We start from the raw sequence: 20,684 nt of genomic DNA on the forward strand, positions 1-20,684 counted from the left end.
AAAAAGGAATACCGAGCTGCTCCGATTTCTCGTTTGTTCTGCGGCGCAGCGACTTTGATACTGCGTGCATGCTTCACATCGCACCACGCCTGAATCGAATCAAGCCGTCGCCCAGCTCCATGGCCGGCCAGAGAGCGCGCGAGCTGCGCGCGCTGGGCCGGGACATCCTCGGCCTGACCGCCGGCGAGCCCGACTTCGAGACCCCCATGCACATCAAGGACGCGGCGATCCGCGCCATGATGGCCGGCCAGACCCGCTACACCGACGTCGGCGGCACACCGCAACTCAAGGAGGCCATCGCCGGCAAGCTGCTCAAGGAGAACGGGCTGGCCTACGCACCGGGCGAGATCATCGTCGGCACCGGTGCCAAGCAGGTGATCTTCAATGCGCTGATGTGCACCGTGGCGGCGGGCGACGAAGTCATCGTGCCGGCGCCCTACTGGGTGTCCTACCCGGACATCGCCCTGCTGGCCGGCGGCGTGCCGGTCTTCGTCGACTGCCCGGCTGCGGCGGGCTTCAAGCTGCAACCCGCGGACCTGGAGCGCGCCATCACCGCCAGGACGCGCTGGCTGATGCTCAACTCGCCGAACAACCCTAGCGGCGCGACCTACACGCGCGCCGAGCTGCAGGCACTGGCCGAGGTGCTCCGGCGCCACCCGCATGTATGGGTGCTGACCGACGACATCTACGAGCACCTCATCTACGGCGACATCGAATTCGCCACCATGGCCCAGGTGGCGCCCGACCTCAAGGACCGCACGCTGACGGTGAACGGCGTGTCCAAGGCCTACGCCATGACGGGCTGGCGCATCGGCTACGGCGCGGGGCCCGCGGCGCTGATCAAGGCGATGGTCAAGCTCCAGTCGCAAAGCACCTCAGGCCCCAACTCGGTGGCCCAGGCGGCGGCCGTCGCGGCGCTCACCGGACCGCAAGACACCGTCGCCACGAACCGGCGCGAATACCAGGCACGGCGCGACACGGTGGTTGCGGCGCTCAACGCCATCGACGGCATCCGTTGCGAAGTGCCCGACGGGGCCTTCTACATCTTCGCCTCGTGCAGCGCGCTGTTCGGACTTCGCACGGACAAGGGCAAGGTGATCGAGACCAGCGACGACTGGGTGATGCACTTGCTCGATGCCCAAGACCTCGCTGCCTTGCAAGGCAGCGCCTACGGCGTGCCGACGCATTTCCGCATCTCCTTTGCCGCCAGCACCGAACAGCTGCTGGAGGGCTGCCGCCGCATCGCTCGGGCGCGCGGCGAACTCTCGGGCCAAGCCATCAACCAGGAACCGCAATGAAACTCCGCCCTCTTCTGAAGCTGCTGCCGGCCATTGCCGCGGGCGCCGCCTGGCTCGCTGCCACCCAAGCATCGGCTGCCGATGCCTTTCCGACGAAGCCCGTGAAGATCCTCGTGGGCTTTTCGCCCGGCGGCTCCAACGACGTGGTGGCGCGGCTGATCGCGCCCAAGCTGGCCGAAGGGCTGGGGCAGCAGGTGCTGGTCGAGAACCGCCCAGGTGCCGGCGGCAACATCGCGGCATCGGCCATGCTCGGCGCGCCGGCGGACGGGCACACGCTGCTGATGTGCACCACGGGCACGCTGTCGATCCAGCCGTACATCTTGAAGAGCATGCCCTTCGACCCGGAGAAGGACATCGCACCGGTCACGCAAGTGGTCAACGCGCCCTACATGCTTCTGGTGAATGCGACGCTGCCCGTGAAGAGCGTCAAGGAACTCATTGCCTACGCCAAGCAGAAGCCAGGCGAGATCAACTTCGCTTCTTCGGGAACGGGCACCGGCGGGCACCTTGCCGGGGAAATGCTGAAGAGCCGCGCGGGCATCGACATCGTCCATGTAGCCTACAAGGGCACCGGCCAGGCGATGACGGACCTGATCGCGGGCCAAGTCTCGATGATCTTCGACCAGCCCGTGAGCTCGATGCAGTACGCCCGCGCAGGCAAGCTGCGCGCACTGGCGGTGGCCAGCCCGCGCCGGCTGGCTGCCTTTCCGGACATCCCGACCGTGACCGAATCCGGCGTTCCGGACTTCGACCCGGTGACCTGGGCCGGCATCTGCGCGGCGAAGAACACGCCGCCCGCCGTGGTGGCGCGCATCCAGCACGAAGTGGCCAAGGTGCTGGCGATGCCCGAAATCTCCAAGCGGCTCGCCGCCGATGGCCTGGAGCCCGTGGGAAGCACGCCCGAGCAGTTCCGAGCCTTCCTGGCGGCCGACAAGCGCAAGTGGGGCCGCGTGGTGAAGGACGCCGACGTCAAGGCCGAATAAGAAGGAAACACCAGATGAGCCAGCTTCCCGACATCGTTCGCGACTTCGAACGTGTTTCCTCCGACCTGGTGCGGCAGGCCTCCGCGTACCAGCCAGCCATTCTTGCCGACGTCAACGGCCGCCGTGGCGCCCTGCACGGCCGCATCCAGGCCCTGCGCCATCACATGACGCTCGCGGGCAGTGCGCTCACGGTGGAAGTGCGGCCGGGCGACAACCTGATGATCCATGCAGCCATCGCGCTAGCAAAGCCCGGCGACGTGCTGGTGATCGACGGCAAGGGCGACCAGAGCGCAGCCCTCATGGGCACGATCATGATGAACGCCTGCCGTCAGGTCGGCATTGTCGGCGTGGTGATCGACGGCGCGGTGCGCGACAGCGTGGAGATCGACGAGATGGACTTTCCGGTCTTCTCGGTCGGCACCAATCCCAACGGCCCGACCAAGCTGGCCTCCGGGCGCATCGGGCACCCCGTGTCAGTGGGCGGCGTGGCGGTCCGGCCCGGAGACCTCGTGGTCGGCGACGCCGACGGCGTGGTCGTCATCGAACGGGAGAAGGTAGAGGCGCTGCTGCCGGCGGCAAAGCGCAAGGTCGAGGACGAAGCCGCGCGCATCGAAGCCATCAAGAACGGCGACACCGCAGCCAAGTGGCTGGACTCCGCGCTGCGCAATGCAGGCGTGCTCAAGGAAAACGAGAAGCTCGTATAGAGAAAAACGAGCTGCGGAAATGAAGAAAGGGCCGTAGAGGCCCTTCTTCATTCCTGCTCATGCAACGGCTTACAGGCCGGCCTGGCGCGTGAACGACACGCTGGGCTTCTTGTAGGCTTGCGGCACTTCGTCGCGGTAGAACGCGCGGCGGTCAAGGCTTTGCAGCGGGTCGTGCGCCTTGGCGACAGCTTCGGCCTGCACGGTCGCGCGGTTGGCGGTCGACGTGAAGGCTTGTGCGCCGGCGGCATCGCTGTACTCGTTGCCTGCACGTGCGGCGGCAACGGCTTGCGGTGCCACTTCGGCGCGGGAAACAGACGAGTTCACGACGTGCACGCCGTCGTAGGTTTCTGCATGGGCTCCGGCGGCAGCCAGGAGCGAGAGGGCAGCAGCGGCGAGGATCTTCGAGGCATTCATTTCAATCTCCTTCAGGGCAAACGGTTGGTTGGTGAGGAGAAGTTTGATCCTGAATGACCCCGAAAAACGCTCGCAAAATGAACCGCGGCGTTCACGGGATTGAAACAATCGGGGCCTTGAAAAGAACCCGGTCAATAGGGGTTGCCCCTGCGAAACCGCCTCAGTGGCTGATCATCCAGGGCCGGCGCGACGGCGCGGACTTGGCGCCGTTGGGCGCGGTCACCGTCGCCCCCCGCTTGCCCGAACTGCAGCAGCCACAGCCCGCCGGGTGCTTGAAGCGCGCATAGTCCCGCGAGCTGCCCGGCTCGTGCCGCGCCCGCTCGTTGGTCTCCATGGCCCGGCGCGTGCCCGATGCCATCAGCGCGAGCCGTGGCGCCGCCGAGAGCACGCGCGGAGAAGCCGTGCCGCAATCCGGGCAGCAGGCAGGTTCATCGCGCAGGCCCGAGGGCCGCAGCGCCTCGAAGCCGCCGCATTGCCCGCAGGCGTAGTCGTAGGTGGGCATGGGCTGGCCTTCCTTCAACGCAGGTCGTGCGAAAGCGGCATGTCGATGCTGCCGTCGATGAACTTCACCGGACCAGATGCGTTCGGGTTGATGTCGAAATCGAAGATGCCCGTGGGCAGCCACAGCGTGGCGCACGAGTTCGGCACGTCGACCACGCCGCTGATGTGGCCCTGCACCGGCGCCGTGCCCAGAATCGAATAGGCCTGCGCACCCGAGTAGCCGAACTTCTTCAGGTACTCGATGGCGTTCAGGCAGGCCTGGCGGTAGGCCACGTTCACGTCGAGGTAGTGCTGCTTGCCGCTCTCGTCGACCGAGATGCCTTCGAAGATCAGGTAGTCGTTGTACTGCGGCGTGATGGGGCTGGGCTTGAAGATCGGGTTCTTGATGCCGTACTTGGCCATGCCGCCCTTGATTAGCGTGACCTTCATGTGCACCCAGCCGGCCATCTCGATGGCGCCGCAGAAGGTGATCTCGCCGTCGCCCTGGCTGAAGTGCAGGTCGCCCACGCTCAGGCCCGCGCCGTCCACGTACACGGGGAAGAACACCTTGGAGCCGCGCGACAGGTCCTTGATGTCGCAGTTGCCGCCGTGCTCGCGCGGGGGCACGGTGCGTGCGCCTTCCGCCGCAGCCTTGGCGCGGGCTTCACCGGTCATCTTGCCCATGTGGGCGGTGCCGGCGAATGGCGGGTTGGCCAGGCCGGGCACGCGGTCCGGGTCGGTGGCGATGAGCGCCTTCTCGCGCTCGTTCCACATGTCGAGCATGGGCTTGTCGGGAAGGCAGCCGATGAGGCCCGGGTGGATCAGGCCCGCGAAGTTGACGCCCGGCACATGGCGCGAGCTGGTGAACATGCCCTTGAAGTCCCAGATCGATTTCTGCGCTTCGGGAAAGTGATCGGTCAGGAAGCCGCCGCCGTTCTTCTTCGAGAAGAAGCCGTTGAAGCCCCAGAGGCTGTCCTGCTTGGCGCCGATGTCGAGCAGGTCGACCACCAGCAGGTCGCCGGGCTCCGCGCCCTTCACGCCCACCGGGCCCGAGAGGTAGTGCACGGTGCTCAGGTCGATGTCGCGCACGTCGTCTGCGCTGTCGTTGTTCTTGATGAAGCCGCCGGTCCAGTCGAAGGTTTCGAGGATGAAGTCGTCGCCCGGGTTGACCCAGCAGGCCATCGGAATGTCCGGGTGCCAGCGGTTGTGGATGTTCTCGTTCTCGGTGGGCGACTTGGTCAGATCGACCTTGATCAGCGTGTCCGTCATTTGCAGTGGCTCCTGGTTGGGTTGTGGTTGAACGGAAATCAAACGGAGAGATAGGCTTTGATGTGATCCACGTCGGTCTTGTCGCGCGCGGTCTCGTGCACGAGGCGCCCGCCTTCGATGACGAAGAGCCGGTCGGCCACGTCCATCGCGAAGCTGAGCACCTGCTCGGACACGACGATGGTGATGCCGCGCAGCTTGCGGATCTCGTTGAGCGCCTTGGCGATGTCCTTGATGATCGAAGGCTGGATACCTTCGGTGGGCTCGTCGAGCAGCAGGACCTTGGGGTCGGTGACGAGGGCGCGCGCAATGGCGAGCTGCTGTTGCTGGCCGCCGGAGAGGTTGCCGCCCTTGCGGCTCTTCATGTCCCACAGCACGGGGAACAGTGCGTAGATTTCTTCGGGGATGCGGCGGGTCTTGGAGTTCTCGAGGCCGGTCTGGATGTTCTCTTCCACAGTCAGCGTGGGGAAGATCATTCGGCCTTGCGGTACGTAGGCGATGCCTTTTGCCACGCGGCGGAAGCTCTCGTCGCGCGAGACGTCTTGCCCCGCCACTTCGATGCGCCCGCTCTTCAATGGCAGCACGCCCATCAAGCTCTTGAAAAGCGTGGTCTTGCCCATGCCATTGCGGCCCATGATGGCGATGGTTTCGTTGGCATGGCCCTCGAAGGAGATGCCGTGCAAGGCCTCGCTCTGGCCATAGGCCACGTGCAGGTCTTCGACCTTCAGCATGATGTTGCTCATATCTTTGGACTCTCTCGGGTTGTGTTCGGGGTGCTTGCACAGGCCGTCGGGTACTCCCCTCCGCGAATGTCCCCCGGGCTTCGCCCTCCTCCTTTATTTCGCTGCGGGGAGTACCCGACGCCCTGTGCAAGAGGACACGCTGCCGGTTCGCGGCCAATCAACAAGTGCTCTGAACGCTCACGACGGCGGGGGACATTCGCGGAGCAAGGTACCCCGTCGGCGTGAGCGAGCCCTGAACGACAGCGCTTCATCTAGTGCCCCAGATAAACATCGATGACCTTGGGATCGGCTTGCACCTTCTCCATGGGCCCTTCGGCAAGGATCTTCCCTTGGTGCATCACGGTGACCTTGTGCGCGATCTGCTTCACGAAGGCCATGTCGTGTTCGATGACGATCACCGCGCGGTTCTGGCAGATGCGCTTGAGCAGATCGGCAGTGAGTTCGCGTTCGCGCGCGCTCATGCCGGCAATGGGCTCGTCGAGCATCAGCAATTCGGGCTCCTGCATCAGCAGCATGCCGATTTCCAGCCACTGCTTCTGGCCGTGGCTCAGCAGGCCGGCTTCGGTCTCCAGGCGGTCGGCCAGGCCGATCTCTTCAGCAATCGCCTGCACCTTGGCCTTGACCTCGTCGTCGCATTTGAAAGCCAATGCGCCGAACACTGAACGCCCCTTCGGGAACGACACCTCCAGGTTCTGGAACACGCTCAGGTTCTCGTAGATCGACGGGGTCTGGAACTTGCGGCCTATGCCCAAACGCACCCGCTTGTGCTCGGCCATCTTCGTGAGTTCGGTGTTCTTGAACTTGATGCTGCCGGCACTCGCGCGCGTCTTGCCGCAGATCAGGTCGAGCAGCGTGGTCTTGCCGGCGCCGTTGGGTCCGATGATGACGCGCAGTTCATTTCGGTCGATGTACAGCGTGAGATCGTCGATGGCCTTGAAGCCGTCGAAGGACACGGTGAGGTCTTCCACCGCCAGCGCGAAGTCTGTATTGCTCATGAATGTGTGGCTCCGGTTCAGGCGCGCTGGCCGCCGACGCCTTCTGGCAGCGTGGGTTCGGGTGGCTGTGCTGCAGGCGGTACCGGTGCAGTTGATGCCGGCGGCTTGACGGCGGCCTCGCGCAGCGCCTGCCGGCGCGACTTCCACCACGGGCGGATCTTTTCTTCCCACACGCCGGCCAGCCCCATCGGGAAGGCCATGGTCACGCCGATGAACAGGCCCGCCATCAGGAACAGCCACAGGTCGGGGAAGCTCTCGGAGAACAGCGTCTTGCCCGCATTCACCAGCAGCGCGCCGTACACCGCTCCCACCAGGCTCATGCGTCCGCCGACGGCACAGAAGATCACCATCTCGATCGACGGCACGATGCCCACGAAGCTCGGCGACATGAAGCCCACCTGCAGCGCGAACATGGCGCCGCCGATGCCCGAGAGCCCGGCCGCCAGGCAGAAGATGAAGACCTTGAAGTTCGACACGTCGTAGCCGGAGAAGCGCACGCGGTCTTCCTTGTCGCGCATGGCCAGCAGCAGCGTGCCCAGCTTGCTGGTCTGCACCCAGCGGCACAGCAGGATGCTCAGCACCAGCAGGCCGACGCAGACGTAGTACAGCACGTACTTGGCGCCGTCGGTGCGCGTGTCCCAGCCCAGCATGGTCTTCAGGTCGGTCATGCCGTTCACGCCGCCGGTGTAGCCCTGCTGGCCGATGATGAGCACGGTGCAGATCAGCGCCACTGCCTGCGTGATGATCGCGAAGTACACGCCGCCCACGCGCCGCTTGAACATCGCGAAGCTCACCAGCCACGCCAGCGCCATCGGCGCGAGCACCACCAGCGCAAGGCTCAGCGGCAGGCTCTTGAAGGGCAGCCACAGCGTGGGCAGCTCGGTGATCTGGTTCCAGTCCATGAAGTCCGGAATGCCGGGCGTGGTCTGGATCTTGGTGGAGACAGGGTCGGAGGCTTCGAGCTTGAGGAACATCGCCATCGCATACCCGCCGATGCCGAAGAACACGCCCTGCCCCAGGCTCAGCACGCCGCCGTAGCCCCACACCATGACGAGCCCCACTGCCACGAAGGCGTAGGTGAGGTATTTGCCCACGAGGTTGAGGCGGAAGATGTCGAGCGACAGCGGCAGCACCACCGCGAGCAGCAGCACCAGGAGCAGCAGGCTGCCGAGCTGGTAGCGCTGGATCGAGGCCTTGATGAAATTCATCGGAACGTTCTCCTGCAAGGGAATCGGGTTCATCAGCGGCGGACCTTGACTGCGAAGAGTCCCTGGGGCCGCATCATCAGGATCAGCACGATCAGCGACAGCGTCAGCACCTTGGCCATCGAGCCGGTCATGAAGAATTCGGAGATCGACTGCGTCTGCGCAATGCCGAAGGCCGAGACCACGGTGCCGAAAAGGCTCGCAGCACCGCCGAAGGTGACGACCAGGAAGGCGTCGACGATGTAGAGCGAGCCCGAGGTCGGCCCGGTCGAGCCGATGGTGGTGAAGGCCGCGCCCGCCACGCCGGCAATGCCGCAGCCGATGGCGAAGGTCAGGCGATCGGTCTTCTTCGTGTCGATGCCGGTGGCATTGGCCATCGTGCGGTTGGCCACGGTGGCGCGCACCCGCAGGCCCCAGCGGCTCTTGTGCAGCGCGACGAGCACGCCGCCCGTCACCAGCGCGGTGAGCGCCAGCACGAACAGGCCGTTGATGGGAATGTCGAGGCCTTCATGCGGCGTCCACGAGCCCATGAGCCATTCGGGCAGCGTGGGGCTCACTTCCTTGGGGCCGATGAAGGTGCGAAAGATCTGCTGCAGCCCCAGGCTCACGCCCCAGGTGGCCAGCAGCGTGTCCAGCGGCCGCTTGTAGAGGTGGCGGATCAGCACCCACTCCACGATCCAGCCGGTGATGAAGGCAAACACGAAGGCCAGCGCGATGGCGATCGGGAAGTAGTACGGCATGAACTCGGGCGCCAGGCTTTCCGTGACACGCGCGGCCAGGTAGATCGAATAGGCGCCGATGGTCATGAACTCGCCATGCGCCATGTTGATCACGCCCATCTGGCCGAAGATGATCGCCAGGCCAAGCCCCATGAGCAGCAGCACCGCGAAGAGGCTCAGCCCCGCGAAGCCCTGCATGAGGCCGATGTTCATCATGTCCGACAGAGTCATGGCGACAGGTTCCGGTGTTGGTATTTGGGTGTTGGCTCCTTCCCCATTGGGGGAAGGCTGGGATGGGGGCAGGCGGAGCGTGCCCAGCGGTGACGCCGCTTGCCCCCACCCCTGCCCTCCCCCAGAGGGGGAGGGAGAAAGACAGGATTACTGGTAGCCCTTGGGGAACGGATCCGGCTTGATCAGCTCAGCCGACTCCGCCACCACCTTGAACGTCCCATCCAGCTGCCCCTGCCCGATGCGCGCCTTGCTCCACAGGTGGTGGTTCGCATCCAGCTTCACGTAGCCCTCGGGCGCCGTCTTCAGCTCGATGCCCGGCGAACTGGCCACGACCTTGTCCACGTCGAAGCTGCCTGCCTTCTCCACCGCGGCCTTCCACAGCCACGGGCCGAGGTAGCCCGCCTGCGTCACGTCGCCAATGACGGCGTCCTTGCCGTACTTGGCCTTGAAGGCTTCCACGAACTTCTTGTTGTTCGGGTTGTCCAGCGTCTGGAAGTACTTCATCGACGAATAGAAGCCCGCGAAGTTCTCGCCGCCCACACCGGTCATCTCGTCCTCGGTCACGGCCAGCGTCAGCAGGAACTGCTTGTCGCCGGTGATGCCCGCGGCCTTGAGCTGCTTGTAGAAGGCCACGTTCGAGCCGCCCACCACGGCGGCAAAGATGCAGTCGGGCTTCGCCACCTTGATCTTGTTGATCAGCGAGTTGAAGTTGGTGTGGCCCAGCGGGTAGTACTCCTCGCCCTTGACCGAACCCTTCTGGAAGTTCTCGATGTGCTTGCGCGCGATCTTCATCGAGGTGCGCGGCCAGATGTAGTCGGAGCCCACCAGGAAGAAGGTCTTGGCCTTCTTCTCCTTCGCGCCCCAATCCAGGCCCCAGATGATCTGCTGGGTGGCTTCCTGGCCCGTGTAGATCACGTTCTTGCTCTGCTCCAGGCCTTCGTAGAAGGTCGGGTAGTACAGCAGGCCGTTCTCTTTTTCGAACACCGGCAGCACGGCCTTGCGCGAGGCGCTGGTCCAGCAGCCGAACACGGCCGCGCAGTGGTCGTTGACCAGCAGCTTCTTCGACTTCTCGGCGAAGGTGGGCCAGTCGGAGGCGCCGTCTTCCTTGATGACCTTGATCTTGCGGCCCAGCACGCCGCCCATCGCGTTGATCTGGTCGATGGCCAGCTGCTCGGCCTGGATCGAGCCGGTTTCCGAGATGGCCATGGTGCCGGTGGACGAATGCAGCTGGCCCACCGTCACTTCGGTGTCGGTCACGGCGAGCTTGGTGGTGTTGACCTTGGCCGTGGGGAACTGCCCCTGGCCGAAGCTCAGGCCACTCAGGCCCATCACGGGCAGCGCTGCGGCACCCTGCAGCAGACGGCGGCGGCGCAATGCCAGGGCATCGAGGGAAGAATCGGAATCACGCGACATCAGGAAACTCCAGGCAGGTTGTTGGAAAGGAAGGCCGCGCACCATCACAGTGCATCGGACGGTGCCCCGAGCACCATGGCTGGAACTTTAGAAATCAGTGGCGTATGCGCGAATACGTCATTCAACGTAGCGGCGGGAACCGGCCCTGCCCGCAGACTCGCGAGCCGGAGATCGGCGAAAAAAGGGCACAGGGAGCGCTTCTTGCTGTACCCGCCCCATGCAACCGCCGCCGCGAGAACCCGCCATGCAATCCGTCTCCGGACAGAAGATCTTTCGCATCCGCCGCGACTACAACGCCTGGGTCGCGAACGAGACGCTGGAGGACTACGCGCTGCGCTACACGCCGCGAAGCTTTCGCAAGTGGTCGGAGTTCCGCGTGGCCAACGCGGCCTTCGGCGCTACCTCGTTCCTGGCGCTGGAGGCCATCGGCGGGGCCATCGCGCTGAGCTACGGGTTCTCGAACGCGCTGTGGGCCATCCTGGTGGTGGGGCTCATCACCTTCCTCACCGGCCTGCCGATCTCGTACTACGCGGCCCGGCACGGCGTGGACATGGACCTGCTCACGCGCGGAGCGGGCTTCGGCTACCTGGGCTCCACCCTCACCTCGCTGATCTACGCGAGCTTCACCTTCATCTTCTTCGCGCTGGAGGCGGCCATCCTCGCGCTGGCGCTGCAGATGTACCTGGACTGGCCGCTGTGGCTGCTGTACATGGTGTCTTCGATCGTCATCATTCCGCTGGTGGCGCGGGGCATCACGCTCATATCGGGGCTGCAGCTGTGGACGCAGCCGATCTGGATCGTGCTGTTCGTCTGCCCCTTCGTCGCGGTGCTGGTGAAGAAGCCCGAGCTGTACGCCGACTTCACCGGGCTGGTGGGCCGCACCTCGGACAGCAGCGGCTTCGATCCGCTGATGTTCGGCGCCGCCGCCACGGTGGCCTTCTCGCTGGTCGTGCAGATCGGCGAACAGGTCGACTACCTGCGCTTCCTGCCCGAGAAGACCGCCGCCAACCGCGTGCGCTGGTGGACGGCGGTGCTGGTCGCGGGGCCGGGATGGATCGTGCCCGGCATGCTGAAGATGATGGGCGGCGCCTTCCTCGCCTTCCTGGCTCTGCAGCACGAGATACCGGGCATCCACGCAATCGAGCCCACGCAGATGTATCTCACGGGCTTCTCTTACGTGCTGCGCGACCCGGCCTGGGTGCTGGGCGTGACGGTGCTGTTCGTGGTGGTCTCGCAGATGAAGATCAACCTCACCAACGCCTATGCGGGCTCGCTGGCGTGGTCGAACTTCTTCGCCCGGCTCACGCACAGCCACCCGGGGCGCGTGGTGTGGCTGGTGTTCAACGTGGTCATCGCGATACTGCTGATGGCGCTGGGCGTGTTCGCCGCGCTGGAGCATGTGCTGGGCTTCTACAGCAACATCGCCATCGCCTGGGTCGGCGCGCTGGTGGCGGACCTGGTCATCAACAAGCCGCTGGGGTGGAGCCCGAAGGCCATCGAGTTCAAGCGCGCGCACCTCTATGACATCAACCCCGTGGGTCTCGTCGCGATGCTGGCGGCGGCGGCGCTGGCGATGCTGGCCTACTCGGGCGCGCTGGGGCATTGGGCCAAGGCCTTCTCGCCCTTCATCGCGCTGGCTACGGCCATGGCGCTGTCGCCGCTGCTCGCATGGCGCACGCGCGGGCGCTATTACCTTGCGCGCAACGACATCGAGCGCTGGGCGCCCGGCCAGAGCGTGAAATGCTCGGTGTGCGACAACAGCTTCGAGTCGGAAGACATGGCGCACTGCCCGGCCTACAGCGCGCCGATCTGCTCGCTGTGCTGCACGCTCGAATCGCGCTGCCACGACCGCTGCAAGACCGACTCGCGCGCGGCCGAGCAGATGAGCGGATGGCTGCAGGCGCTGCTGCCGCCGGCCCTGTCGGCGCGGCTGAACTTTCGCGTGGCGCATTACCTGCTGGTGGCCACATCGCTCGTCGCGCTGCTGGCCACGGTGGTGGGCGTGGTCTATGCGCAGGAGGCCATCGCGGGCACCAGCGACTCGACCATGGCCACGGCCTTGCTGAAGGTGTTCGCGCTGCTGTCGGTGGTGGCCGCGGTGGCGGCATGGTGGGTGGTGCTGGGCAGCGAAAGCCGGCAGATGGCGCAGGAAGAATCGAACCGCCACAACAACCTGCTCGCGCTCGAGATCGAGGCGCACCGCCGCACCGACGCCGCGCTGCAGACCGCCAAGGAAGCCGCCGAGGCCGCCAACCAGGCCAAGACGCGCTACGTGGCAGGCATGACGCACGAGCTGCGCACGCCGCTCAACAGCATCCTTGGCTACTCGCAGATCCTGCTCAAGGGCGACGCGGTAACGCCGCCGCGCGATGCCGTGCAGACCATCCACCGCAGCGGCGAGCACATGCTGGGCCTGATCGACGGGCTGCTCGACCTCGCGCGCATCGAGGCCGGCCGGCTGCAGCTGGAGCCCGCTCCGCTGGCGCTGCCGGCCTTTCTCGACCAGCTGGTGCACATGGTGCGGCCGCAGGCCGAGAACAAGGGCCTGGCCTTCGTCTACACGCACGCCGGCCGCCTGCCGCCCTGGGTGCATGCCGACGCCAAGTGGCTGCGGCAGATCCTCATCAACCTGCTGACGAATGCGGTGCGCTTCACCGACAGCGGCACGGTGACGCTGCACGTGGATGCGCGGCGCGAAGTGCTGCGCTTCGACGTGGTCGACACCGGCATCGGCGTGGCGCCGCAGGACCACCAGCGCATCTTCCTGCCCTTCGAGCGCGGAGCGGCTGGCCGGCGCAGGGGCGAGCCCGGCACGGGGCTGGGCCTCACCATCACCGGGCTGCTGACTTCGCTGATGGGCGGAGAACTCAAGCTGGCCTCGACCTCGTCGCAAGGCAGCACCTTCAGCGTGCGCGTGTACCTGCGCGAGGTGGCCGACCCCGGCCCGCAGGCCAGGGCCGGCGCGCCGCGCCAGCCGGTGTCGGGCTACCTCGGCGCGCGCCGCACGCTGCTGGTGGTCGACGACCAGCCGGTGCAGCGCCAGATGCTCGCCGGCATGCTCGTGCCGCTGGGCTTCGAGGTGCGCGAGGCCGCGAGCGGCACCGAGTGCCTGGACAGCCTGCGCGAGGAACTGCCTTCTGCCATCCTGCTCGACCTGACGATGGACGACATGGACGGCTGGCAGACCGCCACGTCGGTGCGCGCCTCGGGCTTCCGCGACATCCCGATCATCATCGTCTCGGCCAACATGTTCGAGAACCAGGCCGAGCGGCTGCGCGCGGCGGGCTGCCAGGCTTTCGTGGGCAAGCCGGTGATCGAGTCGGAGCTGATCGCGACGCTGGAACGCCACCTCGGGCTCGAATGGCTGTCGCCCGGCGATGCGCAGCCACCCACCGCAGATGACGACCGCGCTCCCCCGCGCCCGCGCCGGCTCGACCTGTCGGAAGACGACCGCGCCGAACTCATGCGGCTGGTGCAGATGGGCCATGTGCGCGGCCTGCACACCGCGCTCGACCGGCTGGCCGCCGCATCGCCCTCGGCCGCGGCCACCTGCACCTGGCTGCGCGGCATGGTCGCGCGCTTCGAACTCGACAACCTCCGCAACGCACTGGCAGAAGATGCAGACACCCTCGCCCCTTGAATCGCCTTCGGCCGAACGCCCCGTGGTGCTGGTGGTCGACGACGCGCCCAGCAGCCTGGGCATGCTGTGCGACACGCTCGAGGCCAGCGGCTACACCGTGCTGGTGGCGGCCGACGGCGAAGCCGCGCTGCAGCGGCTGGAGCTGGTGGTGCCCGACGCGATATTGCTCGACGGGCTGATGCCCGGCCTCTCGGGCTTCGAGACCTGCCGGCGCATCAAGGCCAACCCGGCGCTAGCGCACATTCCGGTGCTGTTCATGACGGGGCTGTCGGAGACCTCGCACGTGGTCGAGGGCTTCGAGTGCGGCGGAGTCGACTACGTGGTGAAGCCGATCCGGGCGCAGGAAGTATTGGCGCGGCTGCACACGCACGCGCGCAACGCCCGCATCACGCGCATGGCCCGCGACGCGGTCGACGTGGCCGGCATGGGCGTGGTGTTCGTCGACACGCGCGGGCGCATCGCGTGGCGCTCGCCGCAGGCCGCGCTGTGGCTGCATGCGCTGGAAGACCCGGTGGCACCAGGCCTGCTGCCCGCATCGCTCGAAGCGGCGCTCGCACCGGGGGCGGCCGTAGCCGTAGGCACCGCCACGGGCATGCGCCTGTCGGTTCGCAACCTGGGCGCTGCGGCGCTCGGCGAGACCATGCTGCTGTTCGCGATGCAGCGCGAAGGCCCCGCCACGCGGCTCGCGGAAGCAGCGCTCACGCCGCGCGAGACCGAGGTGCTGTCATGGCTCGCCAAGGGCAAGACCAACCGCGACATCGGCGAGATCCTGGGCACCAGCCCGCGCACGGTGAACAAGCACCTGGAGCACATCTTCGAGAAGCTGGGGGTGGAAACGCGGGCTGCGGCCGCGGCGTTGGCGAGCGGGCAACTGGTGTGACGGCTGCCACCCGGGGTGCGAACGGTAGGTAACCCCCATGGGGTAACCGCCCCAACGGCACAGGGCTTTGTCCCTTGGATGCGTCTGCCGCGCTCAGAATCAGGCGCCACCGGAGCAAACAAATGCTGTCAAGCCTTCTGCAGTTCCCGCCGCGCGAAAGCGCCTACAGGCGCAAGTTCCTGAACAACCAGGACGAGAACCTCTTCATGGGTTCGTTCGAGAGCTTCGCCGCGGCCGAGGCCGGCGCGCCGCCCAGCAAGGCGGTGGGCTACGACAACGCGGAGGCCGCCAAGCTCTACAGCCCGCAGATCTACTTCTACGACTACCCGGCGCTGTTCTGGCTCGGGCGTTCGATCGACGCGGGCCTCACGCGGGTGTTCGACCTGGGCGGGCACATCGGCATCAAGTACTACGCGTTCCGTCGCGTGCTGAGCTACCCCGACAACCTGCACTGGACCGTGTGCGACGTACCCGGCGTGGTCGAGAGCGGGCGCGCGCTGGCGGTGCAGCGCGAAGCCACCGCGCAGCTCGACTTCACCACCGACCCTCGCGACGCCAGCGGCTGCGACCTGCTGTACGCCTCGGGCAGCCTGCAATACCTGCCGCAGCGCATCGACGCGATTCTTGCGTCGCTGGCGGTGAAGCCCAAGCGCATCATCCTGAACACGACGGCGGTGCATCCAGAGCGCACGATCTACACGCTCAACAGCATCGGCGTGGCAGTGTGCCCCTATCGCATCGAGCACTACGACGAGCTGATGGCCGAGCTCATGCGCTCGGGCTACAAGAAGCGCGACGCCTGGCGCAACGAGGGCAAGCCGATCGAGGTGCCCTTCGTCGACGGCGGCGACAAGCCCTACTACGCCGGCTGCTGCTTCGACCTGGGCGCCTGAAGCAGCGAGGCCGCGAACCCGTCAGGGAATGACAGCGGGCAGGTTCTGGTCCGCGATGTGGCGCTGATCGGGCGACAGCGTTTCGTAGAGCCTGGAGAGCGCATCGCTCACCGCCTGCGCGCGGTGGGCCCGGTCTGCTGCAAGCGTCGCGCGCTGCTGCGCGAACTGCACCGCGGTCTGGTCGTCCGCCGAGGCCGCGCTGGCCATGCTGCCGCGACCGGCCAGGTCCCACACGGCATCCGAGAAGCGGTCCCACAGCGAGGACTGTTCCGGCGTGATCATCAACTGCAGCCGCAGGTCGTAGAGCTTGTCGCGCACCCTGGCCGCCGCGGTGGCCGGCGTGGACAGGCCGTCGCCCGTGCGCTGGTTCGACGAACTTTCGCTGCGCGCGCCGCGCCGGCCACCGCCACCCATGCCACCACCGCCGCCGAACTGTGCGAAGCCGTGGCCGCTCACGGCGATCAATACCGCGGCGAGCGCGAACTGCTGCAGGGGTCGTTTCATCGTCATCCTGAAATCCTTTGATGCAGGCCCGAGAAGGGCCAGGGTGCATTTCAGGAGCCGCGGCTGTCCAGCGGATTGCCCGCCGGTAAACCGGGGGTAAAGGCAGATGGCCGTCAGAAAAATCTTGAGCGGCCTCAAAAAAGATATTAAAGTGATATCACTTTCACAGGAGGAACCCATGAACGAGATGCCCCCCGCAACCCCTCGCTCCATCCGCAAGGAGCGCTCCTACCGTTCCATCAACGGCTACGGCATCGTCGCTGTGGCGGTGCTGCTGATAGCGCTCGGCGCGGTCGCCATCGTGCAGCGCCTGATGCCGCCACCAGCGAGCGTGCTGCTGGTCGTGGCGGGCATCGTGCTGGTGCCGGGTCTCTACATGCTGCAGCCCAACGAGGGCATCATCCTCACGCTCTTCGGCGAGTACCAGGGCACCGACCGCACCGAAGGCCTGCGCTGGACCAATCCGCTGCAAACCGGCAAGAAGATCTCGCTGCGCGCGCGCAACCTCAACACACCGGCGCTGAAAGTGAACGACAAGCGCGGCAACCCGGTGGAGATCGGCGCGGCGGTGGTGTGGAGAGTGCACGACACGGCGCAGGCCGTGTTCGAAATCGACGACTACAACAAGTTCGTCGCCATCCAGGCCGAGGCCGCCATCCGCCACCTTGCCACCCTCTATGCCTACGACAGCGGCGACGACCTGTCGAGCGACGAGACCACGCTGCGCGCCGGGCTCGACACGGTGGCCGACGCACTCAAGGCCGAACTCAACCAGCGCTTCGCGAGCGCCGGCGTCGAAGTGCTCGATGCCAAGCTCACCCACCTGGCCTATGCACCCGAGATCGCGCAGGTGATGCTGCGCCGCCAGCAGGCGGTGGCCATCGTGAGCGCGCGGCAGCAGATCGTGGCCGGCGCGGTCGGCATGGTCGAGGCGGCATTGCGCGGGCTGTCGGAGCGCAACCTGGTGGTGCTCGACGACGAGCGCAAGGCGTCGATGGTGTCGAACCTGCTGGTGGTGCTGTGCTCCGACCGCGAGACCCAGCCCGTCGTCAACACGGGTACGCTTTACACCTGACCCCGCCCCTTTCCCCTGATGGCCAGTCCCGGAAAAAAATCCTATCCCCTGCGCATCGATCCCGCCCTGTGGGCCGAGATCGAGCGCCTGGCGGCGCAAGAGCTGCGAAGCGCGAACGCGCAGGTCGAGTTCCTGCTGCGCGAAGGGCTGGCCAGGCGCGGCAGGCTGCCGGCCGCGGACGCGAAGGCCGACGACAAGCCAGCGCCGCCTCGGTGATAACCCCGAATCCGCCGTGGGCGGAATGACAGCCACGGCTTCTACGATGACGGCTGCGGGCGGCACCGTTCGCCGCCCCTTCCTACCGGAGACATCGTGACCAAGCCCCTTTTCTCTTCCTTCACCCGCCGCGCCGCCCTTCCGCTGCTCGCGGCCCTCGCTCTCGCCGGCTGCGGCACGCAGCCGGCCGCGCCCACTGCGGACATCCACGTCATGACCTCCGGCGGCTTCACCGCCGCCTACAACGACCTGCGCCCGGCCTTCGAGCGCAGCAGCGGCCGCAGCGTCAAGACGGCCTACGGCGCGTCGATGGGCAACGCCGACGACTCGATCCCCAGCCGCCTCGCGCGCAACGAGCCGGCCGACGTGGTGATCCTGGCGCGTCCCGCCCTCGACGCGCTGGTCGCGCAGGGCAAGGTGGTGCCGGGCAGCCAGGTCGACCTGGTGCGCTCTTCCATCGGCTTCGCTGTGCGCAAAGGCGCGCCCAGGCCAGACATCAGCACGGTCGATGCGCTGAAGCGCACCCTGATCGCCGCGCCGTCGATCGCCTATTCGGCCAGCGCGAGCGGCACCTACTACGAGACCGAGCTGCTCAAGAAGCTGGGCATCGAGGCCGAGGTGAAGCCCAAGAGCAGGCGCATCCTGAGCGAGCGCGTCGGATCGGTGGTGGCGCGCGGCGACGCGGCGCTGGGGCTGCAGCAGGTGAGCGAGCTGCTGCCGATAGAAGGCATCGACTACATCGGCCCGCTGCCTGCAGAGGTGCAACGCGTGACGGTGTTCTCGGCCGGCATCGCAAGCGCGTCGAAGCAGCCCGAGGCGGCGAAGCAGCTGATCCGCTACCTCAACTCGCCGGCCGCCGCGCCGACCATCGCGAAGACCGGCCTGGAGCCGCTGACCGCGCGCTGAGCGCACATACGCGCTACAGCGTCCAGCCGTCGCGCCGGAAGAATTCGACCAGCGTGTCGCCGACCTTCTCCGCCTGGTCGAACGCGATGGTGTGGCCCGCATAGGGCAGCAGCTCGACGCGCACATGCGGCGCCTGGGCCTTCACGCGGGCGCAGGCGCGCACCGGGTCGTACAGCACCTCATCCTCGCCGAGCATCAGCAGCGTGCTCTTGGGCAGCACGCGCAGGTCGGCGTCGCTCATGCGGCCCGGCGCCCGGGGATGGCTGCGCTGGCAGCGCCAGCGCACGAGCAGGTCGTCCATGGCCCAGGGCGGCGGCTCCGGCGCCGTTGGCGACGACACCAGCCCATGGAAGGCGCGCACCTGCCGCTCGCTGGGAAACGCCGCCGCAAGCCCCGCGCGCAACATGGTGCCGATGCGCGGCGACTCGAGGTTGGGCGGCGCCAGCAGCGCGAGCTTGGTGACGCGTCGCGTAGTCTGGCGCGTGTACGCCGCCGCGAGCCACGCACCGAAGGAGGCACCGCACAGCCCCACCTTCGGCCGGCCGATGCCGATCAGCACGTCTTCGAGCCAGTTGCAGTACGCGTCTTCCGACGCGGGCCGGCGCCCTTCGGTGCGGCCGGCGTCGCCGATGATGTCTACCGCATACACCTGCAGCGAACCCGCGAGCCGCGCGATGTTGTGCACCCAGGTGGTGGCGTTGCCGCCTCCGCCGTGCAGCAGCACCACCGGCGGCGCATAGGCGGGCCCCGAGGCCAGCACGTGCGCGCGGCCGTAGCGCGTCTCGACGTAGCGGCTTTCATGAGGCAGCGGCCAGCGCGCGAGCACGCGGGCATACGAATCCAGCAAAGAGGACCGGGCTTCCGGCGAGCGGAAGTGGGCGCCCAGCAGGCTTGCTTGGTAGGGGCTCATCTCGGTGTCCCGGTGGCTCAGTGGCGTGACGGGTCGTGGGGCCGGCGGTCCCAGCGGTCGGGCACGCCGTCGCCGTCGGAATCCCGCCGGTCGCGCCGCGGCTCGTCGTAGCGCTCATGGCTGTAGCGGCGGCCGCCTCGCGAATCCACGCCCCAGCCGGTGGGCCATCCCGACCCGGCGCCTGCGCCCCATCGGGTGCCCGGGCCGTCGCGGTGCAGGTCGATGCGCTCCAGCCGCTCCACGCGGTAAACGGGCCGCAGCGGCCTGAAGTCTTCCGGGAAGGGATCGGGGCGGTGAGCGCGTGCCTCCAGCGCCGCCAGGGGCAGCAGGAGCATCGCGGCGGCGATGGCGAACCGGGAATGCATGGTGTTTTTTCTTTTTTCGGACGGTTTGATCAACACCCGCCATCCTGATCCGCGTGGATGAAGGTCTGCTGAAAATCCGGCACCGTGCGGGCCGCCGCCGCCACTGCTTTCTTTGGGAATTCTTCAGCTTCGGGAGGTAGATTGCCGCCCATGAAGATCCTCCTGGCCGAAGACGACTTCGATCTGGCCACCGGCATCCGCGTTGCACTGCAGACCCAGGGCATGGACGTGGTGTGGGTGCGCCGCATCGAGGAAGCAATGCGCATCCTTGACGAGCAAGGGTGCGACCTGTTGCTGCTCGACCTCGGCCTGCCCGACGGCGACGGCCTTGCCGTGCTCGAACGGCTGCGCCGCGAAGGCGCGCGACTGCCGGTGCTGATCCTGAGCGCGCGCGACAGCCTCAACGACCGGCTGCTGGGCCTGGACAACGGCGCCGACGACTACCTGGTCAAGCCCTTCGTGCTGGCCGAGCTCATATCGCGTGTGCGCGCCCTCACCCGCCGCAGCTACGGCGGCGACGGCGCCACCTTCGAGGTGCGTGGCCTGTGGCTGCACGAGCCGACCCAGCGCGTGCGGGTGAACGGCGAGCCGGTGGCGCTGTCGCGCAGCGAATTCAAGCTGCTGACGCTGCTGGTCAAGCGCGCCGACCGCGTGGTCGCGCGCCGCATGCTCGAACAACTGGCGCTGCCCGGCATGCCCGGCCAGAGCCCCGGCAGCAACGTGCTCGACGTGCACATCTCCAACCTGCGCCGCAAGATCGGCGACGGCTACATCCGCACCGTGCGCGGCATCGGCTACGTGATCTACCTGGCCGCGGCGGCGCATCAGGCGGAGCAGGCGTGAC

The 20,684-nt window shown here is 66.9% G+C and carries 22 protein-coding genes; 10 read left to right on the forward strand and 12 right to left on the reverse strand.

Annotated features, from left to right (window positions below; translation table 11 throughout):
* The first annotated feature begins 68 nt into the window (after positions 1 to 68).
* Genes ACWV14_RS20065 through ACWV14_RS20075 form a run of 3 tightly spaced genes read left to right on the forward strand, consistent with a single transcriptional unit; the run spans position 69 to position 2,985 of the window.
* Positions 69 to 1,298: a pyridoxal phosphate-dependent aminotransferase gene (locus tag ACWV14_RS20065; protein WP_454903290.1), complete on the forward strand. Its 1,230-nt coding sequence runs from the start codon at positions 69 to 71 to the stop codon at positions 1,296 to 1,298.
* Positions 1,295 to 2,281 carry a Bug family tripartite tricarboxylate transporter substrate binding protein gene (locus tag ACWV14_RS20070; RefSeq protein WP_454903291.1) on the forward strand — a complete coding sequence of 329 codons (987 nt, stop codon included), beginning with the start codon at positions 1,295 to 1,297 and terminating at the stop codon, positions 2,279 to 2,281. The genes ACWV14_RS20065 and ACWV14_RS20070 overlap by 4 nt, the downstream gene beginning before the upstream one ends.
* Before the next feature lie 14 nt (positions 2,282 to 2,295).
* Positions 2,296 to 2,985 (forward strand): RraA family protein, encoded by a 690-nt coding sequence (locus ACWV14_RS20075; protein WP_454903293.1) that lies wholly within the window; start codon positions 2,296 to 2,298, stop codon positions 2,983 to 2,985.
* A gap of 69 nt (positions 2,986 to 3,054) precedes the next feature.
* Here ACWV14_RS20075 and ACWV14_RS20080 read toward each other — a convergent pair whose 3' ends face one another.
* The 8 genes from ACWV14_RS20080 to urtA all read right to left on the reverse strand — a co-directional run bounded on the left by ACWV14_RS20080 (position 3,055) and on the right by urtA (position 10,451).
* Positions 3,055 to 3,399, reverse strand: coding sequence for an alpha/beta hydrolase (locus ACWV14_RS20080; RefSeq protein WP_454903294.1), 345 nt, complete (start codon positions 3,397 to 3,399; stop codon positions 3,055 to 3,057).
* Positions 3,400 to 3,559: 160 nt separating this feature from the next.
* On the reverse strand, positions 3,560 to 3,901 hold the full coding sequence (locus ACWV14_RS20085; RefSeq protein WP_422087142.1) for a zinc ribbon domain-containing protein: 342 nt from the start codon (positions 3,899 to 3,901) through the stop codon (positions 3,560 to 3,562).
* Positions 3,902 to 3,915: 14 nt separating this feature from the next.
* Entirely contained in the window at positions 3,916 to 5,148 is a 1,233-nt protein-coding gene (gene fmdA, locus ACWV14_RS20090; protein ID WP_081270126.1) for a formamidase, read from the reverse strand.
* A gap of 38 nt (positions 5,149 to 5,186) precedes the next feature.
* Entirely contained in the window at positions 5,187 to 5,876 is a 690-nt protein-coding gene (gene urtE, locus ACWV14_RS20095; protein WP_093075114.1) for an urea ABC transporter ATP-binding subunit UrtE, read from the reverse strand.
* 263 nt (positions 5,877 to 6,139) lie between these two features.
* Positions 6,140 to 6,883, reverse strand: a complete 744-nt coding sequence (gene urtD, locus ACWV14_RS20100) for an urea ABC transporter ATP-binding protein UrtD (RefSeq protein ID WP_454903295.1) — start codon at positions 6,881 to 6,883, stop codon at positions 6,140 to 6,142.
* A 17-nt stretch (positions 6,884 to 6,900) separates the two neighbouring features.
* A complete protein-coding gene (urtC, locus tag ACWV14_RS20105; RefSeq protein ID WP_454903297.1) occupies positions 6,901 to 8,091 on the reverse strand; it encodes an urea ABC transporter permease subunit UrtC in 1,191 nt (396 codons plus the stop codon).
* A 32-nt stretch (positions 8,092 to 8,123) separates the two neighbouring features.
* Positions 8,124 to 9,038: an urea ABC transporter permease subunit UrtB gene (gene urtB / locus ACWV14_RS20110; protein ID WP_422087145.1), complete on the reverse strand. Its 915-nt coding sequence runs from the start codon at positions 9,036 to 9,038 to the stop codon at positions 8,124 to 8,126.
* Positions 9,039 to 9,185: 147 nt separating this feature from the next.
* Positions 9,186 to 10,451, reverse strand: coding sequence for an urea ABC transporter substrate-binding protein (gene urtA, locus ACWV14_RS20115; RefSeq protein ID WP_454903298.1), 1,266 nt, complete (start codon positions 10,449 to 10,451; stop codon positions 9,186 to 9,188).
* 244 nt (positions 10,452 to 10,695) lie between these two features.
* On the opposite strand from urtA, the gene ACWV14_RS20120 reads away from it, so the two are divergent.
* The 3 genes from ACWV14_RS20120 to ACWV14_RS20130 all read left to right on the forward strand — a co-directional run bounded on the left by ACWV14_RS20120 (position 10,696) and on the right by ACWV14_RS20130 (position 15,864).
* Entirely contained in the window at positions 10,696 to 14,091 is a 3,396-nt protein-coding gene (locus tag ACWV14_RS20120) for a hybrid sensor histidine kinase/response regulator (RefSeq protein WP_454903299.1), read from the forward strand.
* Entirely contained in the window at positions 14,069 to 14,971 is a 903-nt protein-coding gene (locus tag ACWV14_RS20125) for a response regulator (protein ID WP_454903300.1), read from the forward strand. Before ACWV14_RS20120 ends, ACWV14_RS20125 begins: the two co-directional genes overlap by 23 nt.
* A 122-nt stretch (positions 14,972 to 15,093) precedes the next feature.
* The gene (locus ACWV14_RS20130; RefSeq protein WP_454903302.1) at positions 15,094 to 15,864 is read left to right on the forward strand and encodes a TIGR04325 family methyltransferase; all 771 of its coding nucleotides are present in this window, start codon (positions 15,094 to 15,096) and stop codon (positions 15,862 to 15,864) included.
* A 21-nt stretch (positions 15,865 to 15,885) separates the two neighbouring features.
* Here the strand turns inward: ACWV14_RS20130 and ACWV14_RS20135 are convergent, their stop codons facing one another.
* Positions 15,886 to 16,368 carry a Spy/CpxP family protein refolding chaperone gene (locus ACWV14_RS20135; RefSeq protein ID WP_455240178.1) on the reverse strand — a complete coding sequence of 161 codons (483 nt, stop codon included), beginning with the start codon at positions 16,366 to 16,368 and terminating at the stop codon, positions 15,886 to 15,888.
* A gap of 178 nt (positions 16,369 to 16,546) precedes the next feature.
* Between ACWV14_RS20135 and ACWV14_RS20140 the strand changes: the two genes are divergently transcribed.
* The 3 genes from ACWV14_RS20140 to ACWV14_RS20150 all read left to right on the forward strand — a co-directional run bounded on the left by ACWV14_RS20140 (position 16,547) and on the right by ACWV14_RS20150 (position 18,565).
* Entirely contained in the window at positions 16,547 to 17,443 is an 897-nt protein-coding gene (locus ACWV14_RS20140; protein WP_454903306.1) for an SPFH domain-containing protein, read from the forward strand.
* Positions 17,444 to 17,461: 18 nt separating this feature from the next.
* Complete coding sequence (locus ACWV14_RS20145; protein ID WP_422087152.1) at positions 17,462 to 17,659, forward strand: hypothetical protein; 198 nt, start codon at positions 17,462 to 17,464, stop codon at positions 17,657 to 17,659.
* A 93-nt stretch (positions 17,660 to 17,752) separates the two neighbouring features.
* The gene (locus ACWV14_RS20150; protein WP_454906041.1) at positions 17,753 to 18,565 is read left to right on the forward strand and encodes a substrate-binding domain-containing protein; all 813 of its coding nucleotides are present in this window, start codon (positions 17,753 to 17,755) and stop codon (positions 18,563 to 18,565) included.
* 13 nt (positions 18,566 to 18,578) lie between these two features.
* Here the strand turns inward: ACWV14_RS20150 and ACWV14_RS20155 are convergent, their stop codons facing one another.
* From ACWV14_RS20155 to ACWV14_RS20165, 3 genes are read right to left on the reverse strand one after another with little or no spacing between them, the layout of a single operon-like run.
* Positions 18,579 to 19,475: an alpha/beta fold hydrolase gene (locus tag ACWV14_RS20155; RefSeq protein WP_454903308.1), complete on the reverse strand. Its 897-nt coding sequence runs from the start codon at positions 19,473 to 19,475 to the stop codon at positions 18,579 to 18,581.
* 17 nt (positions 19,476 to 19,492) lie between these two features.
* Positions 19,493 to 19,840, reverse strand: coding sequence for a hypothetical protein (locus tag ACWV14_RS20160; protein ID WP_454903309.1), 348 nt, complete (start codon positions 19,838 to 19,840; stop codon positions 19,493 to 19,495).
* 29 nt (positions 19,841 to 19,869) lie between these two features.
* On the reverse strand, positions 19,870 to 19,992 hold the full coding sequence (locus tag ACWV14_RS20165) for a hypothetical protein (protein WP_454903311.1): 123 nt from the start codon (positions 19,990 to 19,992) through the stop codon (positions 19,870 to 19,872).
* Here ACWV14_RS20165 and ACWV14_RS20170 point away from each other — a divergent pair.
* Entirely contained in the window at positions 19,991 to 20,683 is a 693-nt protein-coding gene (locus ACWV14_RS20170; protein ID WP_454903312.1) for a response regulator, read from the forward strand. The two genes, ACWV14_RS20165 and ACWV14_RS20170, sit on opposite strands and share 2 nt — an antisense overlap.
* Position 20,684: the final 1 nt, after the last annotated feature.

It is taken from the genome of Variovorax durovernensis, assembly GCF_977011995.1.

Excerpts from the sequence above, each read along its gene's own strand:
- ACWV14_RS20065 (WP_454903290.1), top strand. The coding sequence starts at position 69 with ATGCTTCACATCGCACCACGCCTGAATCGAATCAAGCCGTCGCCCAGC.
- ACWV14_RS20070 (WP_454903291.1), top strand. The coding sequence starts at position 1,295 with ATGAAACTCCGCCCTCTTCTGAAGCTGCTGCCGGCCATTGCCGCGGGC.
- ACWV14_RS20075 (WP_454903293.1), top strand. The coding sequence starts at position 2,296 with ATGAGCCAGCTTCCCGACATCGTTCGCGACTTCGAACGTGTTTCCTCC.
- ACWV14_RS20080 (WP_454903294.1), bottom strand. The coding sequence starts at position 3,399 with ATGAATGCCTCGAAGATCCTCGCCGCTGCTGCCCTCTCGCTCCTGGCT.
- ACWV14_RS20085 (WP_422087142.1), bottom strand. The coding sequence starts at position 3,901 with ATGCCCACCTACGACTACGCCTGCGGGCAATGCGGCGGCTTCGAGGCG.
- fmdA (WP_081270126.1), bottom strand. The coding sequence starts at position 5,148 with ATGACGGACACGCTGATCAAGGTCGATCTGACCAAGTCGCCCACCGAG.
- urtE (WP_093075114.1), bottom strand. The coding sequence starts at position 5,876 with ATGCTGAAGGTCGAAGACCTGCACGTGGCCTATGGCCAGAGCGAGGCC.
- urtD (WP_454903295.1), bottom strand. The coding sequence starts at position 6,883 with ATGAGCAATACAGACTTCGCGCTGGCGGTGGAAGACCTCACCGTGTCC.
- urtC (WP_454903297.1), bottom strand. The coding sequence starts at position 8,091 with ATGAATTTCATCAAGGCCTCGATCCAGCGCTACCAGCTCGGCAGCCTG.
- urtB (WP_422087145.1), bottom strand. The coding sequence starts at position 9,038 with ATGACTCTGTCGGACATGATGAACATCGGCCTCATGCAGGGCTTCGCG.
- urtA (WP_454903298.1), bottom strand. The coding sequence starts at position 10,451 with ATGTCGCGTGATTCCGATTCTTCCCTCGATGCCCTGGCATTGCGCCGC.
- ACWV14_RS20120 (WP_454903299.1), top strand. The coding sequence starts at position 10,696 with ATGCAATCCGTCTCCGGACAGAAGATCTTTCGCATCCGCCGCGACTAC.
- ACWV14_RS20125 (WP_454903300.1), top strand. The coding sequence starts at position 14,069 with ATGCAGACACCCTCGCCCCTTGAATCGCCTTCGGCCGAACGCCCCGTG.
- ACWV14_RS20130 (WP_454903302.1), top strand. The coding sequence starts at position 15,094 with ATGCTGTCAAGCCTTCTGCAGTTCCCGCCGCGCGAAAGCGCCTACAGG.
- ACWV14_RS20135 (WP_455240178.1), bottom strand. The coding sequence starts at position 16,368 with ATGAAACGACCCCTGCAGCAGTTCGCGCTCGCCGCGGTATTGATCGCC.
- ACWV14_RS20140 (WP_454903306.1), top strand. The coding sequence starts at position 16,547 with ATGAACGAGATGCCCCCCGCAACCCCTCGCTCCATCCGCAAGGAGCGC.
- ACWV14_RS20145 (WP_422087152.1), top strand. The coding sequence starts at position 17,462 with ATGGCCAGTCCCGGAAAAAAATCCTATCCCCTGCGCATCGATCCCGCC.
- ACWV14_RS20155 (WP_454903308.1), bottom strand. The coding sequence starts at position 19,475 with ATGAGCCCCTACCAAGCAAGCCTGCTGGGCGCCCACTTCCGCTCGCCG.
- ACWV14_RS20160 (WP_454903309.1), bottom strand. The coding sequence starts at position 19,840 with ATGCATTCCCGGTTCGCCATCGCCGCCGCGATGCTCCTGCTGCCCCTG.
- ACWV14_RS20170 (WP_454903312.1), top strand. The coding sequence starts at position 19,991 with ATGAAGATCCTCCTGGCCGAAGACGACTTCGATCTGGCCACCGGCATC.
- ACWV14_RS20165 (WP_454903311.1), bottom strand. The coding sequence starts at position 19,992 with ATGGGCGGCAATCTACCTCCCGAAGCTGAAGAATTCCCAAAGAAAGCA.